Raw genomic sequence first — 14,873 nt, 5'->3', positions numbered from 1 at the left:
TTTACAGAATCTCAAATCTATAAAAACTGAAAGATGCTGGCGTTCATAAAACTTCAAAAGTTATCAAAAGAGGAGTCGCTAAAGGAAATTGTATTTGCAGCCAGCTTCCTTGTGAGCAACAATGTCCTGTTTAATGTTCAGCTGTTCATAGAAGAGGCTGTTTGTAAGTCGATTTTCGTCAAGCTGAACTAGGTTTAGCTCCCAGATACGTGCTTTACAAACAGCCTCCATAGCTGAATTGGATGATCTTAATTTCGGCGATCCCTCCTCATGGCTCGCTCCTTTTTATACAGGTCTCTTTCCCGCTTTGCTGCTGCTTTTTCTCTCTCCCGGTGCCATTTTGCAGCTTCTTTAGCCTGCTCTCTGCTCCAGGCTCTTTTATCCTTTAGGATGTCCCTTTCTCGTGCCGCGGCTTCTTTGGCTCTTTCCCGATACCATTCGGCTTCTTCGAGAGCTAATTCCCTGTGAATTTCTCTTTTGTTCCTGCGCAAATCTCTCTCTCGTGCTGCAGCCTCCCTGGCTCTTTCCTTGTAGTATTCGGCATCTTTTTTCGCCATTTCCCGGTAAAGTTCGGCCGCATCTTTTCTTTCCTCCCGTTGCAGTTCAGCTAATCTCTTAGCCCTTTCTCTGTGCCACTCGGCTTCCTCCTTAGCTCGCTCCCGGTAGAATTTCTCCCGTGCTTTTTGTTCTTTTCTTCCCTCTTTGATATATTCCTTTCGTTCCTTGAATTCCGCTTTGTTGCCTTTTCCTTTTCCCTGTGCAGCTGCTGAAAATCCTGAAATCACAAAGAATATTCCGGCAAATATTATGCTTAGCTTTTTCATCTTTATTGTTTTTTCCTGCTATAAAGACAACTACTGTACCGTTTCTTACAATCGAAGTACAAACAGGAATTTTGGACGGTTTAGATCTCTGACTGAAATCTCACGCCCAGCTCCCTTACAACTTTAGAGGCGGAAATAATTTTCCCTGCTGAAGCACTCGTTTCATCAAACTGCGGTATCTCCAATCCAGCTTCCTTTGCCTTCTCAGTATAATATTTTGCGCGTGGAGGATGCAAGGGATAGACGGCATTATATACTGTTCCAAAAATGTCATTTTTGAGTACCTTTTTTAAAATGCCCAGGCAATCATCAAGATGAATAAGATTAACAGGACCAAGAGGATTTGGCAAACCACTTCTCCCCGCCAGGTATTTGACAGGATGCCTTCCGGCGCCAATGAGTCCGCCAAAGCGGATCACTGTGGTGTCAAAAAAGGGATTTTGGAGCAGGATTTTTTCTGCAGAAATGATCTGTTTGCCTGAAGCTGAAGTTGCATTAGGCTCAGCATCCTCAGTATAAATGCTGAAATTTTCTGTCTCCTCATAAACAGCAATTGAGGACACAAAAATGACCTTTTTGACACCTGATGTTTCAACGGCTTCGGCTAATCTCGCTATTGCTCCTTCATAATCCAGTTTTGGATCCTTCCGAAGTCCCGGCGGAAAATCGACTATTAGAACTTCGGAAGCTTCAAGAAAGCGCTCAATCTCGCCCGAAATTCCTTCCGCAGCAACTTTAATTACAAAGGCTTCAATTCCTGAACTTTCGAGCATTGGAACTTTCTCTTGAGAAGTTGTGGAGCCTCTCACCAAAATACCTTCAGCAATTAGCATTTTTGCGAGTGGTAAGCCCAGCCAGCCGGTTCCTAATATGGAGATGCTTGTAAAGTTCAGAGAAATAAATTATTTGATGTTCCTACTGCTTGTTGTTTTTTTAATCCTATCAACCTCAAAAATGCTGTCACTCCAATTTAAAAGTTTTCTTCACCACAATGGCATCGTTTAGCACAAATGGCCGGGGGATCATATCTACAGGCCTTTGAGTGACCTTTAATTGCGGATTATCGTGCAAAGTGTATGCGGCCTCTAAAAGGGTAATTTCGGGATGCATTCCTTTTTCCAGGCTTAGCTCGAGTCTAAGCGTATCCTGGCTTACGGCATAGTAGGTAAGGAACTTGTCGCGCCACCGGTTCTTGTGTATATGCAGACCGTCTTCTCCCGTTTGCAGATTTTTCGCTTCCTTATTGTTGGCTTTTAAATATTTAAAGTTCACTGTTCTATCTGCAAACAATTCGATCCTGTTGATCTCCCTGTTTGGCGCGATCTTGACCTGGTAGGTATCTACTTCGGCGGTAGAATCAAGCATCTTTTCTACTGAAATATAAGGTGCCGGAAGCAAAATTTCGGGTGCTACTGCAGTCCAGGTAAACTGGCTTCCGTTTTTACTTCCAAACCAATGCATTGCAGGTGCTTCGACAGCCGCTTCAGCAAAATAAGGACGCGTATAGGTATCCAAACTGTGGTCATAAGTATTCCAGGTGGCAACATTTCTATCTTCATCCATGAGATACACTAAGCTGTTGGGACGCGGCCGATCTTCAGAAAAATCTGATTTGAAATGAGCTATAACAAAGAAGACCATAAACACTAAAAACGATAAAAATCCTGCCAATTGATTATTTCTGAAGGCACTGAAAAGAGGCCACAGCAACGGAAATAGCAGGGCGATCAAAATTGCCGTCAAAAAGACCATTCCTAATCCCAAAGCCACTGGAAAGGACACTATAAAAGGCATCAAAATAAAGATCGCAGGCAGAGAAAGAATACCCACCGCGAGGAATTTCCATTTTACATCAAGAATTAGAAATAAAAGCTGAAGTAGCCCAAAATATACCAGGATAATAAAATATGCTGCACCTTCTAAATAAACTGCTGCCAGTGTACATATAATTAGCCACAAAAGGAGCGGTGCCACAAGGAGGTGATGAGCGTTCTCTGGCTTCCTAAACCTGTGATACACATAAAAACAAACGGCAAGTGATAAAAAAGCTACTGCTCCAATATACCAGTAACCATTATAGGTAAAGCCATGCTCCATTTCCTGGTAATGAGGGTAAAGAAATTGGATCCCATACCAGAAGAAGTAGCTTAGAAGGCCAGAAAGGACCAAAGCTAATAGCAAAGGTACGAACCCTTTTACTGCCTGCATAAGCTGAAAGCGCTGCCGCATCTTGCCAAATCCAATAATTACCAGGAGCAAAATAATGGCCATAAACAACAATGGATAGATCCAACTGTATGGATACGTAAAAAGGCCAAGCCCAGGAACATTGAAGAACAACACATTGACCTGAGAGGACAGATCTTCCAAAGAAGCCCCCGCGGAATAATGCAGCAACGGCATGAGATAACTTCCCTGATGCGCCAGGGTGGAGGGATCGAGATTCGCGGGCACATCTGTCGCTGTATGATAGTCGAAATGATCGTCAATAAATGCAAAATTAAGTCCGTTGATGTTTCCCTGTTCTCTCAACACAGTGAGATCTGTATCATTTGGAAGCATCTTGTACACACTGTAAGCCAGGGAGTTGGTGACCGGATACTGCACCCCGGCATTGGAGAAAAGATCCAGTAAAGCTTTATTGCCAGCATTTGTTTCCAGAAGCATAAAGGAATTGCCTCCGCTTCCCCGGGACTCAAAATTGAGCGCAAGTCCTACCTCCTCTGCCCATGGATGTTCTTCCACAAAAAGATCTGCCCCATTGAGGCCAAGTTCTTCGGCATCTGTAAAAAGCAGGATGATATCATTTTCGGGAGTTTTTCCGGAAGCGAGAAAGGCTCTCACTCCTTCGAGTATTGTTGCTACCCCGCTGGCAGCATCACTTGCTCCCGGGGAAGAATGCATGGCACTGTCATAATGGGACATAAGCAGGAGTGCCTTTCCATCTGACTTGCCTTTTACCCGGGCCATGATATTTTGCGGCCGGGTGAGGATTCCGGTGCTGTTCATTGAAAATCCTTCATGTGTCTCAACCAGCAGCCCCATTTCCTCCAGCTGGGAAACGATATAATTGCGAACCAGGCGATGGTTACTGCTCCCCACATAATGCGGTTCCTGAGCCATTGCTTCGACGTGCTGAAAAGCACGGGCAGTAGAAAAATCCTCCAGCGGGACTTCAGCAGATAAATCGGCTGCAGGTCGCGTCGCGGTCAGACTCCAGATTACGGCGGCAAGGAGAATCAAAACTGATGCTATTGCCTGAATATTTTTTGACATACTTCAAATATATTTAAATAGGCTTCAAATACTCAAAGAACCCTCAGGAATCTTAAACTATTGCTAATTATCTTATTTATAAACCGAGAAAGCCGAAAAAATTGCTATTTTATATCTTCATTATCAAACACTTGTGTTATGGGAATAAAAAGTTTTCAAGGAAGAAGAGCCGAACCAGAGAAAGTTGCAAGTGCTCCTATCTGTGTTTCAGATTTTATGTCGACAGACCTGGTGACGTTTAAAAAGGACCAGACCGTTTTTGAGGTCATGGAAGGATTGCTCAAACATAATATCTCTGGCGGATGCGTAGTAGACGATGATCAAAACCTGTTAGGAGTAATTTCTGAAGGAGACTGCATGAAGCATATTTCCGATAGCAGGTATTACAACATGCCCATGGATGATAATCTGGTAGAGAAACGCATGACCTGCAATGCCGTCACCATCGACGCTGATATGAATGTGCTAGATGCAGCTAAAAAATTCATTGAACACAGGTTCCGAAGGTTTCCTATTGTAAAAGAAGGAAAGCTGGTGGGGCAATTAAGCCAAAGCGATGTGCTGCGAGCCGCCCTTGATCTAAAAGGTCAGAGCTGGCAGTTTTAATAGAATCTTCAAAACAGCCTCTTCTCTTTTCCCCCGAAGAGGCTTTTATATTCTCTTTACCAAGGCAAAGAATTCTCCCTCTAAAGGCAAATAACCCTGGTCGTACACGAAGTAGTAAGTTTTTCCCGCCTTTGTAGTATAGGTACTCGTAACATAATCAAAATTAAAACCCTTTGCCGCCAGTCGGGATTTGGGTAATTTGATCTTACCGTCTGGATTGAGTTCCTGGAGAATGCGGTAGTTCTTGCGCAGTAGGTTGTTCACGTTGCGCACCATATTCTTGCTGTCCTTATTGAGATTGTTATTATAGGAATTACGGCAGTAATCACTACAGAACTTCTTATCTGTTCTTCCAACGATCTTTTCCCCACATTCCAGGCAGGCTTTTTCCATTTTCTTAAGTTATGAAATTTTGAAAATATATTTCTTGTTCAGTAGCTTTTAGCCATCTTCGTTTTTATCTGAAAGTTTAGAAAATACAGCGACACTAATAAACCTTCCATCCTTAATTTCTGAATCCCTTAAAATTCCCTCTTGCTGAAAACCCTGCTTCAGAAGTGCCTTCTGGCTGCTTTTATTTTCTGTTTCCACAAAAGCTTCAACTCTGTGAAGTCGCAGGTCATTGAAGGCATATTCCATGATCACCTGCATTGATTCCTGCACAAATCCCTTTCCCCAGAAGTTGGGTAACAACCAGAAACCAAGTTCAGCTTTTTGATGTTCACGACTTAAATTATTGAAGCCAATCGCCCCGCAGAAATCGTTCGCACCTTTTAGTGTTATTGCCCACCATATCCCGGTGTGGGTCCTTTCGAGCTCAGCATACCATTCCAGTTGTTCCCAGGTAGCATCGAGACTAGAGTAGCTGACGCCATAGTACCGAATGACTTCAGGATGAGAAAGGCCGGCAAAAATATTTTCCAGGTCGTTCTCTGTGATTTGCCGCAGATGGAGTCGGGATGTTTTTAAATTAGGAAAGGCCACGTTCTTGTTTACAATTAACAATGATCAATAAACAATTATCAATACTAAGTATTAAGTACCACTTAACTTCTCTAGTTCCATCTTCAGGTCATATTGCAGATCTTCGTGCAGCTTCTCCATGTTGCGTTTCACAAAATCAAGTTGCCTGTCATACATGTTCTTGAGGATCTTGTTCCGCTGTACAGAAGGTTTAAAGTTGTCCATTTTCTGAAGAAAATAGATGAGTAATTCGAGTTCCGTTTCTTTTTTTCCGGAATAACGGCTGTATTTTTTGACATTTTTCAGCAGTTTGCGCATGCTTTTTTTCGTGTAATAAAAATTACTTCGATTTATTTCAATAAACTCCTCATCCAGTTCGGTTTTCACCTTCAGCTTGTATTCCTCTTCATCTTGTGCATCAAACAGTAGATAGGTCAATAATTCCTTATTCTCCTTCTTAAATCTTGCAAGCCGCTGCACGATCTCCAGGAGCTCCTCTCGCTCCAGGTGTTTTAATTCATCCCTTATTTCTTTTGCCGATGCAGGTTTCATTCTTTTCTAATCTTTAAATATTCATGAGCAGCCAGGTCATCATCGCTTTCCACTTCCAATAAAGTCGAGTTCTTTAGAAGCAAACTTCGGTTGGCCACCTCAAGCACGTCGCTGTAGTAGTGATCTGTAATTAAAAGGCCTTTGGTCTTTCTTAGAGAGAGCAGCAAATCTTTCACAAGTTCAATAATTTTTGGCTCGACCATGGAGAAAGGCTCATCGAGTAGCAGGAATGGATGAGACAAATTTGCAAGTATGATCAACTCAAGATATTTGAGTTCTCCGGCCGAAAGAGTTCCAATAATCTTTCCATCAAAAGCTGCCACCCCGGGTGAGTAAAAGATTTTGTCCTGGTCTTCCCCATTTGGAAAAATGAAAGGGATCAAATTCCGCACTTTCATTTCCTTCGGAAGGAAAGGATCCTGTGGTAGAAAACCTATTCGTTTAGCTGAAATTACTTCTGAAGCCGATATTTCTCTCCCATTAAATTTTATTTCTAGAGCATCTGCTCGCAAAGTACCCATCATACACTTAAGCAAAGTGGATTTTCCGGAGCCATTCCTTCCAAAAAGGCCAAACATATCTCCTGTTTCCAGGCTTAAAGAAACTTCCTTAAGAATTTGCCTGCTTCCGAAGCTCTTGCTGAGGCCATTTACTTCCAACTTATTCATCAAAGAAGTAAAAGAATTAAAAGAACCGGCCCCATGAAAACCAGGTTATGTGCCCAGACCTTCTTAATGAGGAAGCTTTTACGGTAGCCGAGGTTGTAATACAGGTGGTATTCCTGCTTCCGGAAGTAGTTGAATCCCAGATATCCAATCCCCATTCCGAAACTTAGAAATATAAGCAATCCGCTCACCGGTCCGAAGAAGACCCACGAAAGTATCGAGAAACTCAGATTGAAAAAATTGAAATCCCGATAATATTTCCAGAAAGGGCTTTGCTGTATCATTCTCTTTATAGTCTCATATCACAAAAACAGGGCGGTTATGTAATAATACAAAAAAAATCCTCTGCAGCCGTAGCCGTTTACAAATGCTTACAAACAGATGTAAACGAAAACAAATCAGTATCAACCGAATAAGAGTGGAGGCCGGTGGTAGGTTTGTCCTGTTGAAATGAACGAATGATTTTCAGCTAAACTAAATTCTTTACATCATGAACACATTAAGAAACAAAGTACAGTTGATTGGCCACGTAGGTAGTGCACCAGAGATCGTAACCATGGAATCGGGAAAGAAACTTGCCAAGTTCTCTATCGCCACTAATGAAAACTACAAGAACAACAAAGGAGAGAAAGTCACAGACACCCAATGGCACAATGTGATCGCCTGGGGTAAAACTGCCGAGCTAATTGAGAACTATGTTCCCAAAGGCAAAGAGATTGGGGTGGAAGGAAAACTAACCAGCCGCAGCTATGAGGATAAGGACGGAATAAAAAGATACATCACAGAAGTAGTTTGCAATGAGGTACTGCTTCTTGGAAAATAATGAATTGTCTAACATCATATTTTCAATTATGAACACTTTAAAGAACAATGTGCAGCTTTCGGGCAACGTAGGTAAAGCTCCCGAAATCAAAATACTGAGCACTGGAAAGAAACTGGCAAAATTTTCTATCGCCACACGAGAAACCTATACAAACCATAAAGGCGAAAAAGTTACCGATACGCAATGGCACAACATTGTAGCATGGGGAAAAATGGCCGATGTTGTGGAGCAACAGGTGCCCAAGGGTAAAGAAATAGAAATTGAAGGCAAATTGAGTAGCCGCTGCTACGAAGATAAACAGGGCATTAAGAAATATATTACAGAAATTGTGTGCAGGGAATTAATACTTCCTGAAAAATAGGTGCCAAAAATGCCATTTTTGACTAACAAGCGCAGGAGCATCTCCTGCGCTTGTTAGTTTAAAAGAAAATCTCCTGAGCCAGGCGAAAGGTATTGGCGTGGGCGTCAATAATATTTTTAATTTGAGGGGAATAGCCTCCGCCCATACTTACTTCTACGGGAATTTTATGGTCGTGGCACAGCTGCAATACAAACCTGTCCCGCTCCTTGCACCCGGCTTCAGTGCAGCCAAGCTTCCCAAGTTTATCTGTAGAAAGGATGTCGACGCCACTCAAATAAAATATAAAGTCAGGTTGTTCCGCTTCAATAAGCTGCGGCAGGTTTTTTTTCAGGATCTCCAGGTATTCTTCATCTCCTATATTGTCTTCCAGCTCAATATCCAGGTCACTTTGCTCTTTTTTAAAGGGGTAGTTATTTTTTCCATGCATGGAAAAGGTAAAAACTGATGGGTCATTATGAAATATTTCGGCAGTGCCATTGCCCTGATGTACATCCAGATCGACAATAAGGATCTTCTGCGCGAGTTGATTGCGCTGTAACCAACGCGCAGCAACTGCCTGATCATTGAACATGCAGAAACCCTCCCCCTGATTCGTATAAGCATGATGTGTTCCTCCCGCAATGTTCATTGCAATGCCATATTGCAAGGCGAATTCGGCTGCTTTGATCGTGCCAGAAGTTATGATGAATTCCCTTTCCACAAGTCGGCTGGAAAGGGGCAGACCTATTTTACGTGCCTGCCGGTATGTTAGGGTCAGATTTTTAAGAGCGTCGACGTATTCTTTCTCGTGAACTGCAAGAATATCGGCTTCATCGGGATATTCTGGTTTAAAGAAATTCTGTGGCGTACAGGTTCCTTCATGTAACAATTGCTGGGGCACCAGCTCATATTTCTCCATCGGGAAACGGTGGCCTTCTGGTAAAGGCAACACGTAAATGGGATGGAAAGCGATTTTGAGCATTTTTTTGTCAGGTCGAGCGGAGTCGGGACCTCAATTTGTTTTTGTCAGCACCTGCACTGTGTTCATCCAATTGTCTGGAAATATATTTGTAATGCCCGTGTAAAGAAGTTGATCTGAACACTCCAGGACGTAGACATAATACAGTTTCATCGTTTCCAATTAACTTCGTCATTGTAAAAAACCCCTCGACTCCGCTCGGGGAGACAAGCGTGTTGTCAGGTCGAGCGGAGTCGAGACCTCAATTAATTGTCATTGTTATTATTCATAGAATGACTCTCATTTCTGCATTCCGAGAGCAGCTTTAGTAGTATCTCATCACCATTAGCTAAAGCTCGCTTTTTTTGAGCGCTCCACTTTTTGATTTTTTTCTCAAACCAGATTGCCTGATTAGCATCATTAAACTCCTGGTGGAATATAACTTCTACCGGTCTTCTTTTGAAAGTAAAGCTGTTTTTGTCGGCACCTGCATTGTGCTCATCCAAACGTCTGGAAATATTATTTGTAATGCCCGTGTAAAGAAGTTGATCTGAACACTCCAGGATGTAGACATAATACAGTTTCATCGTTTCAAATTATACTTCATCTTCACAATAAACCCCTCGACTCCGCTCGGGGAGACAAGCGTGTTGTCAGCCCTTCTACTATCGCTCAGGATAGACTTAGTCGAGACCTCCTTTCCCTAAGAAATCACCGTCCCGTTCTTCACTCCATCTTCATCGGGATTGAGGAAGACGAGTTTTCCTTCAGCATTTTCGGTCATGAGGATCATACCCTCGCTTTCTACCCCTCGCAATTTCCTGGGTGCAAGATTTACAAGCACAGTAACTTTTTTTCCAATGATATCTTCGGGCTTAAAGCTTTCAGCAATTCCCGAAACTATGGTGCGAACATCCAAACCGGTGTCTACCTTCAACACCAAAAGTTTGTTTGCCTTAGGCATTTTCTCAGCTTCTACAATAGTTCCCACCCGCAGATCCATTTTTGAAAAGTCTTCAAAAGTGGCAATTTCCTTTTGTGGTTCAGCTTTTTTATTTTCGGCGATATTTGCGGCTTTGGTGGCTTCAAGTTTGTCCAATTGCTTCTGAATTTGTTCGTCTTCTATTTTTGAGAACAGCAGCTCTGCCTTTGCAATTGCATGCCCCGGCTCCAGTAGTTCTTTTCCGGCACTTATCTGTCCCCATTCATTTTCCTGCTCTTCCTCCCCAAAAATAACACCGCTGGTATTCATAACAGCTTCTGAAGTTGAGCGGCCGTAATCCAACATGCTCTTTAATTTTTGTGAGGTAAAAGGCAGAAATGGCTCACTAAGACTTGCTAAAGCTGAAGCTATTTGGAGCGCCACGTACATGATGGTCTTTGTCCTCTCTTCGTCTGTTTTGATAAGCTTCCACGGCTCCTCATCTGCCAGATACTTATTCCCCAGGCGAGCTACATTCATGAGTTCTGCCTGTGCTTCTCTGAACCTGTAACGGTCAATGGAGCTGGCAATGACCGCAGGATAAGCTTTAAGTTCGGCTAAGGTTTGCTCATCAACTTCAGAAAATTCTCCCGGCTTCGGAACTATTCCGTCGTAATATTTATTAGTGAGTACCACTACCCGATTGATGAAATTCCCAAAGATGGCAACCAGTTCATTGTTGTTCCTGGCCTGGAAATCTTTCCATGTAAAATCGTTGTCTTTCGTTTCGGGAGCATTGGCTGTCAATACATATCTTAATACATCCTGCTGCTCTGGAAAATCTTCAAGGTATTCGTGCAACCAAACCGCCCAGTTCTTTGAGGTGGATAATTTGTTTCCTTCCAGATTAAGAAATTCATTGGCAGGAACATTGTCGGGTAAAATATAGCTGCCTTCCGCTTTCAGCATTGCAGGAAAGATGATACAGTGAAACACAATATTATCTTTTCCAATGAAATGAAGGAGCTTGGTGTCTTCGTCTTTCCAGTAGGGTTCCCAGTCTCTTCCCGTTTTTTCTGCCCACTCCTTTGTGGACGAAATATAACCTATTGGCGCATCAAACCATACATACAGCACCTTCCCTTCGGCACCTTCCACTGGAACAGGAATTCCCCAATCGAGGTCTCTTGTCACCGCTCTTGGGCGCAATCCGTCATCGATCCAGGATTTCACCTGCCCATAAACATTCGACTTCCAGTCTTTCTTATGGCCTTCCAGGATCCATTCCCTAAGCCAGCCTTCATATTGATCAAGCGGAAGAAACCAATGTTTCGTTTCCTTAAGTGTAGGAGTAGCACCAGTAATGGCAGATTTCGGATTTATAAGATCTGTGGCGTTGTGGCTGGTACCGCATTTTTCACATTGATCTCCGTAACTTCCGTCAAAACCGCATTTAGGGCAGGTACCAACAACAAATCTGTCGGCTAAAAACTGTTCTGCTTTTTCATCATAGAATTGTTGTGTAGTCTCTTCGGTGAATTTTCCGGAGTCATAGAGATCCTTAAAAAATCCTGATGCTGTCTTGTGATGTATTTTGGCAGAAGTACGTGAGTAATTATCAAAAGAAATTCCGAAGTCTTCAAAGCTCTTTTTGATGATCTTGTGATACTTGTCTACCACATCCTGGGGAGAAACTCCTTCCTTTTTAGCTTTTATAGTAATTGGCACTCCATGTTCATCACTCCCGCACACAAAAGCCACGTCTTTTCCCTGCATTCTCTGGTGACGTGCGTAGATATCTGCCGGCACGTAAACCCCGGCCAAATGGCCAATATGTATAGGCCCGTTCGTATATGGAAGGGCCGCTGTGATCGTATATCGTTTAGGTGAATTCATGTGAAAAATTAAAGGTTGTAAAGTTAAGCAAGTGCAGGGGAATTCACGTTAAATTTTAGTAAAAGGGGGTGCCTGTGCGGCAAATCTTATGCACTTTAGTAAAAAACAAAACATGAAGAAAATCCTGGTCCTTTCGATAATTTTACTCGCTGCCAGCTGTAAGAGTGGAAAAATTACTGCCAATTCGCCAAAAAAATATAACCTGGAGGCTCTTGAAAAGGTGATCGTACAGGGGAATTTAAAGGAAATATACCCAGACGCAAACATTGCCGAAGGAGCCGATCTCTTTGATGAAGGAACAGTAGAAAGGGAGTACAGCATTTTATATCCTGATACCCAAGATGAACTTCTTATTATTTGGGAAGGTTCCGAAAAAACAAAACTTCATCAAATCCACTACGAAGGCGATGGGCGTTGGCGATCAAATACCGGCATAGCAATAGGCACAACTTTCGAAGATCTGGTAGCCCTGAATGGCGGCCCCATAGACGTTTACGGTTTTGGCTGGGATTATAGCGGGGCCGTTGATTTTAAGAACGGAAAACTGGAAGCATCTAACGTGAGGGTATTCCTGGCTCCGGAAAATGCACCACCTCAAAGCTTTTACGGTGACCAGATCATCGATCCCGGCCTTGTAGAGGAAATAAAAAATCTTAAACTGAAGGTAAGAGCAATAACTTATCAGCCAGACTAAACCTTTTAAAACGATCTATGGCCAGTCATAATGAATTAGGTAAAAAAGGGGAAGATATGGCCGTAGCTTTTCTTCTTAAGAATGGCTACGAGGTGGTGGCGCGTAATTTCATGTATCAAAAAGCGGAAGTAGACATTATAGCCAGAAAGGGAGATATTCTGGCCGTAGTAGAGGTTAAAACCCGCAGCACGCCAGATTTTGGCGATCCACAGGACTTTGTAAAGAAAAAGCAGATCAACCAGCTCGTAAAAGCCATAGATCATTTTGTAAATGAGCACCACCTCAATGTAGAAGTGAGATTTGACATTATTGCAATCATTAAGAATAAAGCGGGTACGAGAATGGAACATCTTGAAGATGCATTTTTACATTTCTAAGGCTCATTAAAGATCATTTTTCTCTATGAGTTCCTTTAAAGTAGAAGATGCCCCTTCCCGGGTTTTTCCAATTACAGAAAGGGTCGCATCAATTTCTAAAACAACTGCAGCTACATCATCCATACTCCCAAAACCTTTTTTCCTGGCAGCTCCTATGATCTTGCTTTTATCCAATCGCTCCTTGTGCAGGTTTTTCTCGATAAATTCGCCATGGTAAAACAGCAAAGTGGGAGTAGTATTAAAGATTCTTTTGAAGATCCTGGATTTTCCTTCGAGATATGCAAATACAAACTGCAACACGGCCAGAAGTATAAATGCCGTTAAAGCCTCACTTATCGAGAGGTCCTTTGTAGTAAGCGTGCGGCCAAAAACTGCACCAACTGCAACCGCGATCACAAAATCAAAGGCGCTCATACTGGCCAAAGTCCTTTTTCCAGATACTCTTAAAATAAGGACAATAGCAAGATAAGCACTTATTCCAACAACAACGATCCTTATGATTGGCTGCATGCCGTTCCATAAGAAAGTGGTATCATCCATGATTAACTTCTGGATTTTCTATTCGGTTACTATACTAATCTCATATACTTCATGCAGCACTTCATCGCGATATGTCAAATTGTTCTTGAGATGTGCTATTATTCGCTTTTTTAAAGCAACTTCAGAAACGGTGGAATCCTTCGGAAGCACCGTCACTTTATAATTCACAGTGGGACGATCATTGATCTTGGTATTGGTAAAGTCAACATCTTTATTGATCACTTCAATATCATTCAGTTTATTTAGTTCCTTATCCAACCTCTCGGTAAGCTCTGTATTCATACTCGCCTTTCTTAAAAATGGTGGCTGACTGAACTGCCAAAACATCATTCCCCCTATCCCCAGCAATACAATGACACTGGTAACATAAGTGAGGATCTTATTTCCCTTTAAAAATCTCACCCCACCGGGGGTTACTCTTCCGAAGAAATAGAAAACCAGGGTGGCAGCAAAATGGATGCCCAAAAGCTGAAGTACGACTCTAAAAACACTGCTCCACACCACTTCCCAGTCCATTAAATAAATTCCTGCCCCAATCAAACCAACAGGAGGCGCAAGGGAAGCAGCAACGAGGATCCCTACTGCCGCTCCAGATACCAGACTGTCCCTTTCCGACTGAATAATATTTATTGCCCCCGCAAATCCCGAAATAAGAGGCAGAAAAATTGCCACTTTTGACACATGACTTATCTCAACCATCAAGGGAGTGAGTGTATTAAGAGGAAAGATCAAGGTCATTAATAAACTTGCAATGATTCCAATCCCAATAGCGAGACCATATCTCATAAGACTGCTCTTAAGCAATGGCATCTTTCCTGCTGCAGTAGCCAGGGCAGCATTCATAGCGGGGCCGGCGAAAGGAGCTACGAGCATTGCAGCTACAAGCAGGTAAACAGTTGTGGTGTAAAGACCAATCCATACAATAATTCCCGCCGCAATGGAATAACCGATCAAACCCTTTACAGAACCGACACTTTGAATCCCACCCAAATAAATTTCCAGCGGACTCTTAGGCTGCACATCGGCAACCTGATCTGGAGATTCTGAAGCGGGGGGATACAGAGTGATCACTCCCTTCGGAATTAAATTGATCTCTGGTTCTTCAAATTCGTCAATGCGTTTCAGGAAGTTATTTACTTTCCTGTTTGGAAGGAAAATAATGAATACATCCTGCTCGTCATTGGGAAGAAAAATGGTATTCTTTCCTTCAAATTCTTCAACGGCCTTAAAGACTTCTTCTTTATTACCTTTTGGGATCTTAAGGATAAGTTGTCTCATTTGAAAACATTTCTCATGATATTGCTAAAGGAGTATTAAGTGGCTGCTTTTCAAGATAGATGAAATTGAGCAAAAAGGAAGGACAGTTAAGGAATTTTTAGGTTCATACATAATACCTGGGGAAGGAAAAAGAGGATAAAACTTAAATTTTAATTATGT

19 protein-coding genes are annotated in these 14,873 nt (G+C 42.4%); 6 read left to right on the top strand and 13 right to left on the bottom strand.

What is annotated here, in order from left to right; all coding sequences use genetic code 11:
* The first annotated feature begins 33 nt into the window (after positions 1-33).
* Positions 34-192, top strand: a complete 159-nt coding sequence (locus HC175_RS04955) for a hypothetical protein (RefSeq protein ID WP_168137363.1) — start codon at positions 34-36, stop codon at positions 190-192.
* A gap of 56 nt (positions 193-248) precedes the next feature.
* Here HC175_RS04955 and HC175_RS04950 read toward each other — a convergent pair whose 3' ends face one another.
* From HC175_RS04950 to HC175_RS04940, 3 genes are all read right to left on the bottom strand, one after another.
* On the bottom strand, positions 249-824 hold the full coding sequence (locus HC175_RS04950) for a hypothetical protein (RefSeq protein WP_168137362.1): 576 nt from the start codon (positions 822-824) through the stop codon (positions 249-251).
* Positions 825-904: 80 nt separating this feature from the next.
* On the bottom strand, positions 905-1,678 hold the full coding sequence (locus HC175_RS04945) for an NAD(P)H-binding protein (RefSeq protein ID WP_262887219.1): 774 nt from the start codon (positions 1,676-1,678) through the stop codon (positions 905-907).
* 106 nt (positions 1,679-1,784) lie between these two features.
* The gene (locus HC175_RS04940; protein ID WP_168137360.1) at positions 1,785-4,100 is read right to left on the bottom strand and encodes a M20/M25/M40 family metallo-hydrolase; all 2,316 of its coding nucleotides are present in this window, start codon (positions 4,098-4,100) and stop codon (positions 1,785-1,787) included.
* Between the two features lie 138 nt (positions 4,101-4,238).
* Here HC175_RS04940 and HC175_RS04935 point away from each other — a divergent pair, with 138 nt between their 5' ends.
* On the top strand, positions 4,239-4,706 hold the full coding sequence (locus HC175_RS04935) for a CBS domain-containing protein (protein WP_168137359.1): 468 nt from the start codon (positions 4,239-4,241) through the stop codon (positions 4,704-4,706).
* Positions 4,707-4,751: 45 nt separating this feature from the next.
* On the opposite strand, the gene HC175_RS04930 is transcribed toward HC175_RS04935, so the two are convergent.
* The 5 genes from HC175_RS04930 to HC175_RS04910 are packed head-to-tail and all read right to left on the bottom strand — an operon-like array spanning position 4,752 to position 7,170.
* The gene (locus HC175_RS04930; RefSeq protein WP_168137358.1) at positions 4,752-5,099 is read right to left on the bottom strand and encodes a hypothetical protein; all 348 of its coding nucleotides are present in this window, start codon (positions 5,097-5,099) and stop codon (positions 4,752-4,754) included.
* Between the two features lie 48 nt (positions 5,100-5,147).
* The gene (locus HC175_RS04925) at positions 5,148-5,690 is read right to left on the bottom strand and encodes a GNAT family N-acetyltransferase (protein ID WP_317172093.1); all 543 of its coding nucleotides are present in this window, start codon (positions 5,688-5,690) and stop codon (positions 5,148-5,150) included.
* A gap of 51 nt (positions 5,691-5,741) precedes the next feature.
* On the bottom strand, positions 5,742-6,221 hold the full coding sequence (locus HC175_RS04920) for a hypothetical protein (RefSeq protein WP_168137357.1): 480 nt from the start codon (positions 6,219-6,221) through the stop codon (positions 5,742-5,744).
* On the bottom strand, positions 6,218-6,889 hold the full coding sequence (locus HC175_RS04915) for an ATP-binding cassette domain-containing protein (RefSeq protein WP_168137356.1): 672 nt from the start codon (positions 6,887-6,889) through the stop codon (positions 6,218-6,220). The genes HC175_RS04920 and HC175_RS04915 overlap by 4 nt, the downstream gene beginning before the upstream one ends.
* Positions 6,889-7,170, bottom strand: coding sequence for a hypothetical protein (locus HC175_RS04910; RefSeq protein WP_168137355.1), 282 nt, complete (start codon positions 7,168-7,170; stop codon positions 6,889-6,891). The genes HC175_RS04915 and HC175_RS04910 overlap by 1 nt, the downstream gene beginning before the upstream one ends.
* Before the next feature lie 206 nt (positions 7,171-7,376).
* Between HC175_RS04910 and HC175_RS04905 the strand changes: the two genes are divergently transcribed.
* Both HC175_RS04905 and HC175_RS04900 read left to right on the top strand, forming a co-directional pair.
* Positions 7,377-7,709, top strand: coding sequence for a single-stranded DNA-binding protein (locus HC175_RS04905; RefSeq protein ID WP_168137354.1), 333 nt, complete (start codon positions 7,377-7,379; stop codon positions 7,707-7,709).
* 28 nt (positions 7,710-7,737) lie between these two features.
* Entirely contained in the window at positions 7,738-8,070 is a 333-nt protein-coding gene (locus HC175_RS04900; RefSeq protein ID WP_168137353.1) for a single-stranded DNA-binding protein, read from the top strand.
* A 58-nt stretch (positions 8,071-8,128) separates the two neighbouring features.
* On the opposite strand, the gene HC175_RS04895 is transcribed toward HC175_RS04900, so the two are convergent.
* The 3 genes from HC175_RS04895 to metG form a co-directional block, all read right to left on the bottom strand.
* Positions 8,129-9,031, bottom strand: coding sequence for a histone deacetylase family protein (locus tag HC175_RS04895; RefSeq protein WP_168137352.1), 903 nt, complete (start codon positions 9,029-9,031; stop codon positions 8,129-8,131).
* Positions 9,032-9,273: 242 nt separating this feature from the next.
* Positions 9,274-9,594, bottom strand: a complete 321-nt coding sequence (locus tag HC175_RS04890) for a GIY-YIG nuclease family protein (RefSeq protein WP_168137351.1) — start codon at positions 9,592-9,594, stop codon at positions 9,274-9,276.
* A 116-nt stretch (positions 9,595-9,710) separates the two neighbouring features.
* Positions 9,711-11,825: a methionine--tRNA ligase gene (gene metG / locus HC175_RS04885; RefSeq protein ID WP_168137350.1), complete on the bottom strand. Its 2,115-nt coding sequence runs from the start codon at positions 11,823-11,825 to the stop codon at positions 9,711-9,713.
* 112 nt (positions 11,826-11,937) lie between these two features.
* On the opposite strand from metG, the gene HC175_RS04880 reads away from it, so the two are divergent.
* Both HC175_RS04880 and HC175_RS04875 read left to right on the top strand, forming a co-directional pair.
* The gene (locus tag HC175_RS04880; protein ID WP_168137349.1) at positions 11,938-12,519 is read left to right on the top strand and encodes a hypothetical protein; all 582 of its coding nucleotides are present in this window, start codon (positions 11,938-11,940) and stop codon (positions 12,517-12,519) included.
* 17 nt (positions 12,520-12,536) lie between these two features.
* Positions 12,537-12,896, top strand: coding sequence for a YraN family protein (locus HC175_RS04875; RefSeq protein WP_168137348.1), 360 nt, complete (start codon positions 12,537-12,539; stop codon positions 12,894-12,896).
* A gap of 6 nt (positions 12,897-12,902) precedes the next feature.
* Here HC175_RS04875 and HC175_RS04870 read toward each other — a convergent pair whose 3' ends face one another.
* Positions 12,903-13,436, bottom strand: a complete 534-nt coding sequence (locus HC175_RS04870) for a DUF421 domain-containing protein (RefSeq protein WP_168137347.1) — start codon at positions 13,434-13,436, stop codon at positions 12,903-12,905.
* An 18-nt stretch (positions 13,437-13,454) separates the two neighbouring features.
* Positions 13,455-14,714, bottom strand: a complete 1,260-nt coding sequence (locus HC175_RS04865; RefSeq protein ID WP_168137346.1) for a DUF389 domain-containing protein — start codon at positions 14,712-14,714, stop codon at positions 13,455-13,457.
* Positions 14,715-14,873 lie beyond the last annotated feature (159 nt).

The organism is Salinimicrobium oceani (assembly GCF_012037645.1).
The sequence above is the reverse complement of the archived record's forward strand: the minus strand, read 5'-3'. Positions and strand labels throughout refer to the sequence as shown.

Excerpts from the sequence above, each read along its gene's own strand:
- HC175_RS04955 (WP_168137363.1), top strand. The coding sequence starts at position 34 with ATGCTGGCGTTCATAAAACTTCAAAAGTTATCAAAAGAGGAGTCGCTA.
- HC175_RS04950 (WP_168137362.1), bottom strand. The coding sequence starts at position 824 with ATGAAAAAGCTAAGCATAATATTTGCCGGAATATTCTTTGTGATTTCA.
- HC175_RS04940 (WP_168137360.1), bottom strand. The coding sequence starts at position 4,100 with ATGTCAAAAAATATTCAGGCAATAGCATCAGTTTTGATTCTCCTTGCC.
- HC175_RS04935 (WP_168137359.1), top strand. The coding sequence starts at position 4,239 with ATGGGAATAAAAAGTTTTCAAGGAAGAAGAGCCGAACCAGAGAAAGTT.
- HC175_RS04930 (WP_168137358.1), bottom strand. The coding sequence starts at position 5,099 with ATGGAAAAAGCCTGCCTGGAATGTGGGGAAAAGATCGTTGGAAGAACA.
- HC175_RS04920 (WP_168137357.1), bottom strand. The coding sequence starts at position 6,221 with ATGAAACCTGCATCGGCAAAAGAAATAAGGGATGAATTAAAACACCTG.
- HC175_RS04915 (WP_168137356.1), bottom strand. The coding sequence starts at position 6,889 with ATGAATAAGTTGGAAGTAAATGGCCTCAGCAAGAGCTTCGGAAGCAGG.
- HC175_RS04910 (WP_168137355.1), bottom strand. The coding sequence starts at position 7,170 with ATGATACAGCAAAGCCCTTTCTGGAAATATTATCGGGATTTCAATTTT.
- HC175_RS04905 (WP_168137354.1), top strand. The coding sequence starts at position 7,377 with ATGAACACATTAAGAAACAAAGTACAGTTGATTGGCCACGTAGGTAGT.
- HC175_RS04900 (WP_168137353.1), top strand. The coding sequence starts at position 7,738 with ATGAACACTTTAAAGAACAATGTGCAGCTTTCGGGCAACGTAGGTAAA.
- HC175_RS04895 (WP_168137352.1), bottom strand. The coding sequence starts at position 9,031 with ATGCTCAAAATCGCTTTCCATCCCATTTACGTGTTGCCTTTACCAGAA.
- HC175_RS04890 (WP_168137351.1), bottom strand. The coding sequence starts at position 9,594 with ATGAAACTGTATTATGTCTACATCCTGGAGTGTTCAGATCAACTTCTT.
- metG (WP_168137350.1), bottom strand. The coding sequence starts at position 11,825 with ATGAATTCACCTAAACGATATACGATCACAGCGGCCCTTCCATATACG.
- HC175_RS04880 (WP_168137349.1), top strand. The coding sequence starts at position 11,938 with ATGAAGAAAATCCTGGTCCTTTCGATAATTTTACTCGCTGCCAGCTGT.
- HC175_RS04875 (WP_168137348.1), top strand. The coding sequence starts at position 12,537 with ATGGCCAGTCATAATGAATTAGGTAAAAAAGGGGAAGATATGGCCGTA.
- HC175_RS04870 (WP_168137347.1), bottom strand. The coding sequence starts at position 13,436 with ATGGATGATACCACTTTCTTATGGAACGGCATGCAGCCAATCATAAGG.
- HC175_RS04865 (WP_168137346.1), bottom strand. The coding sequence starts at position 14,714 with ATGAGACAACTTATCCTTAAGATCCCAAAAGGTAATAAAGAAGAAGTC.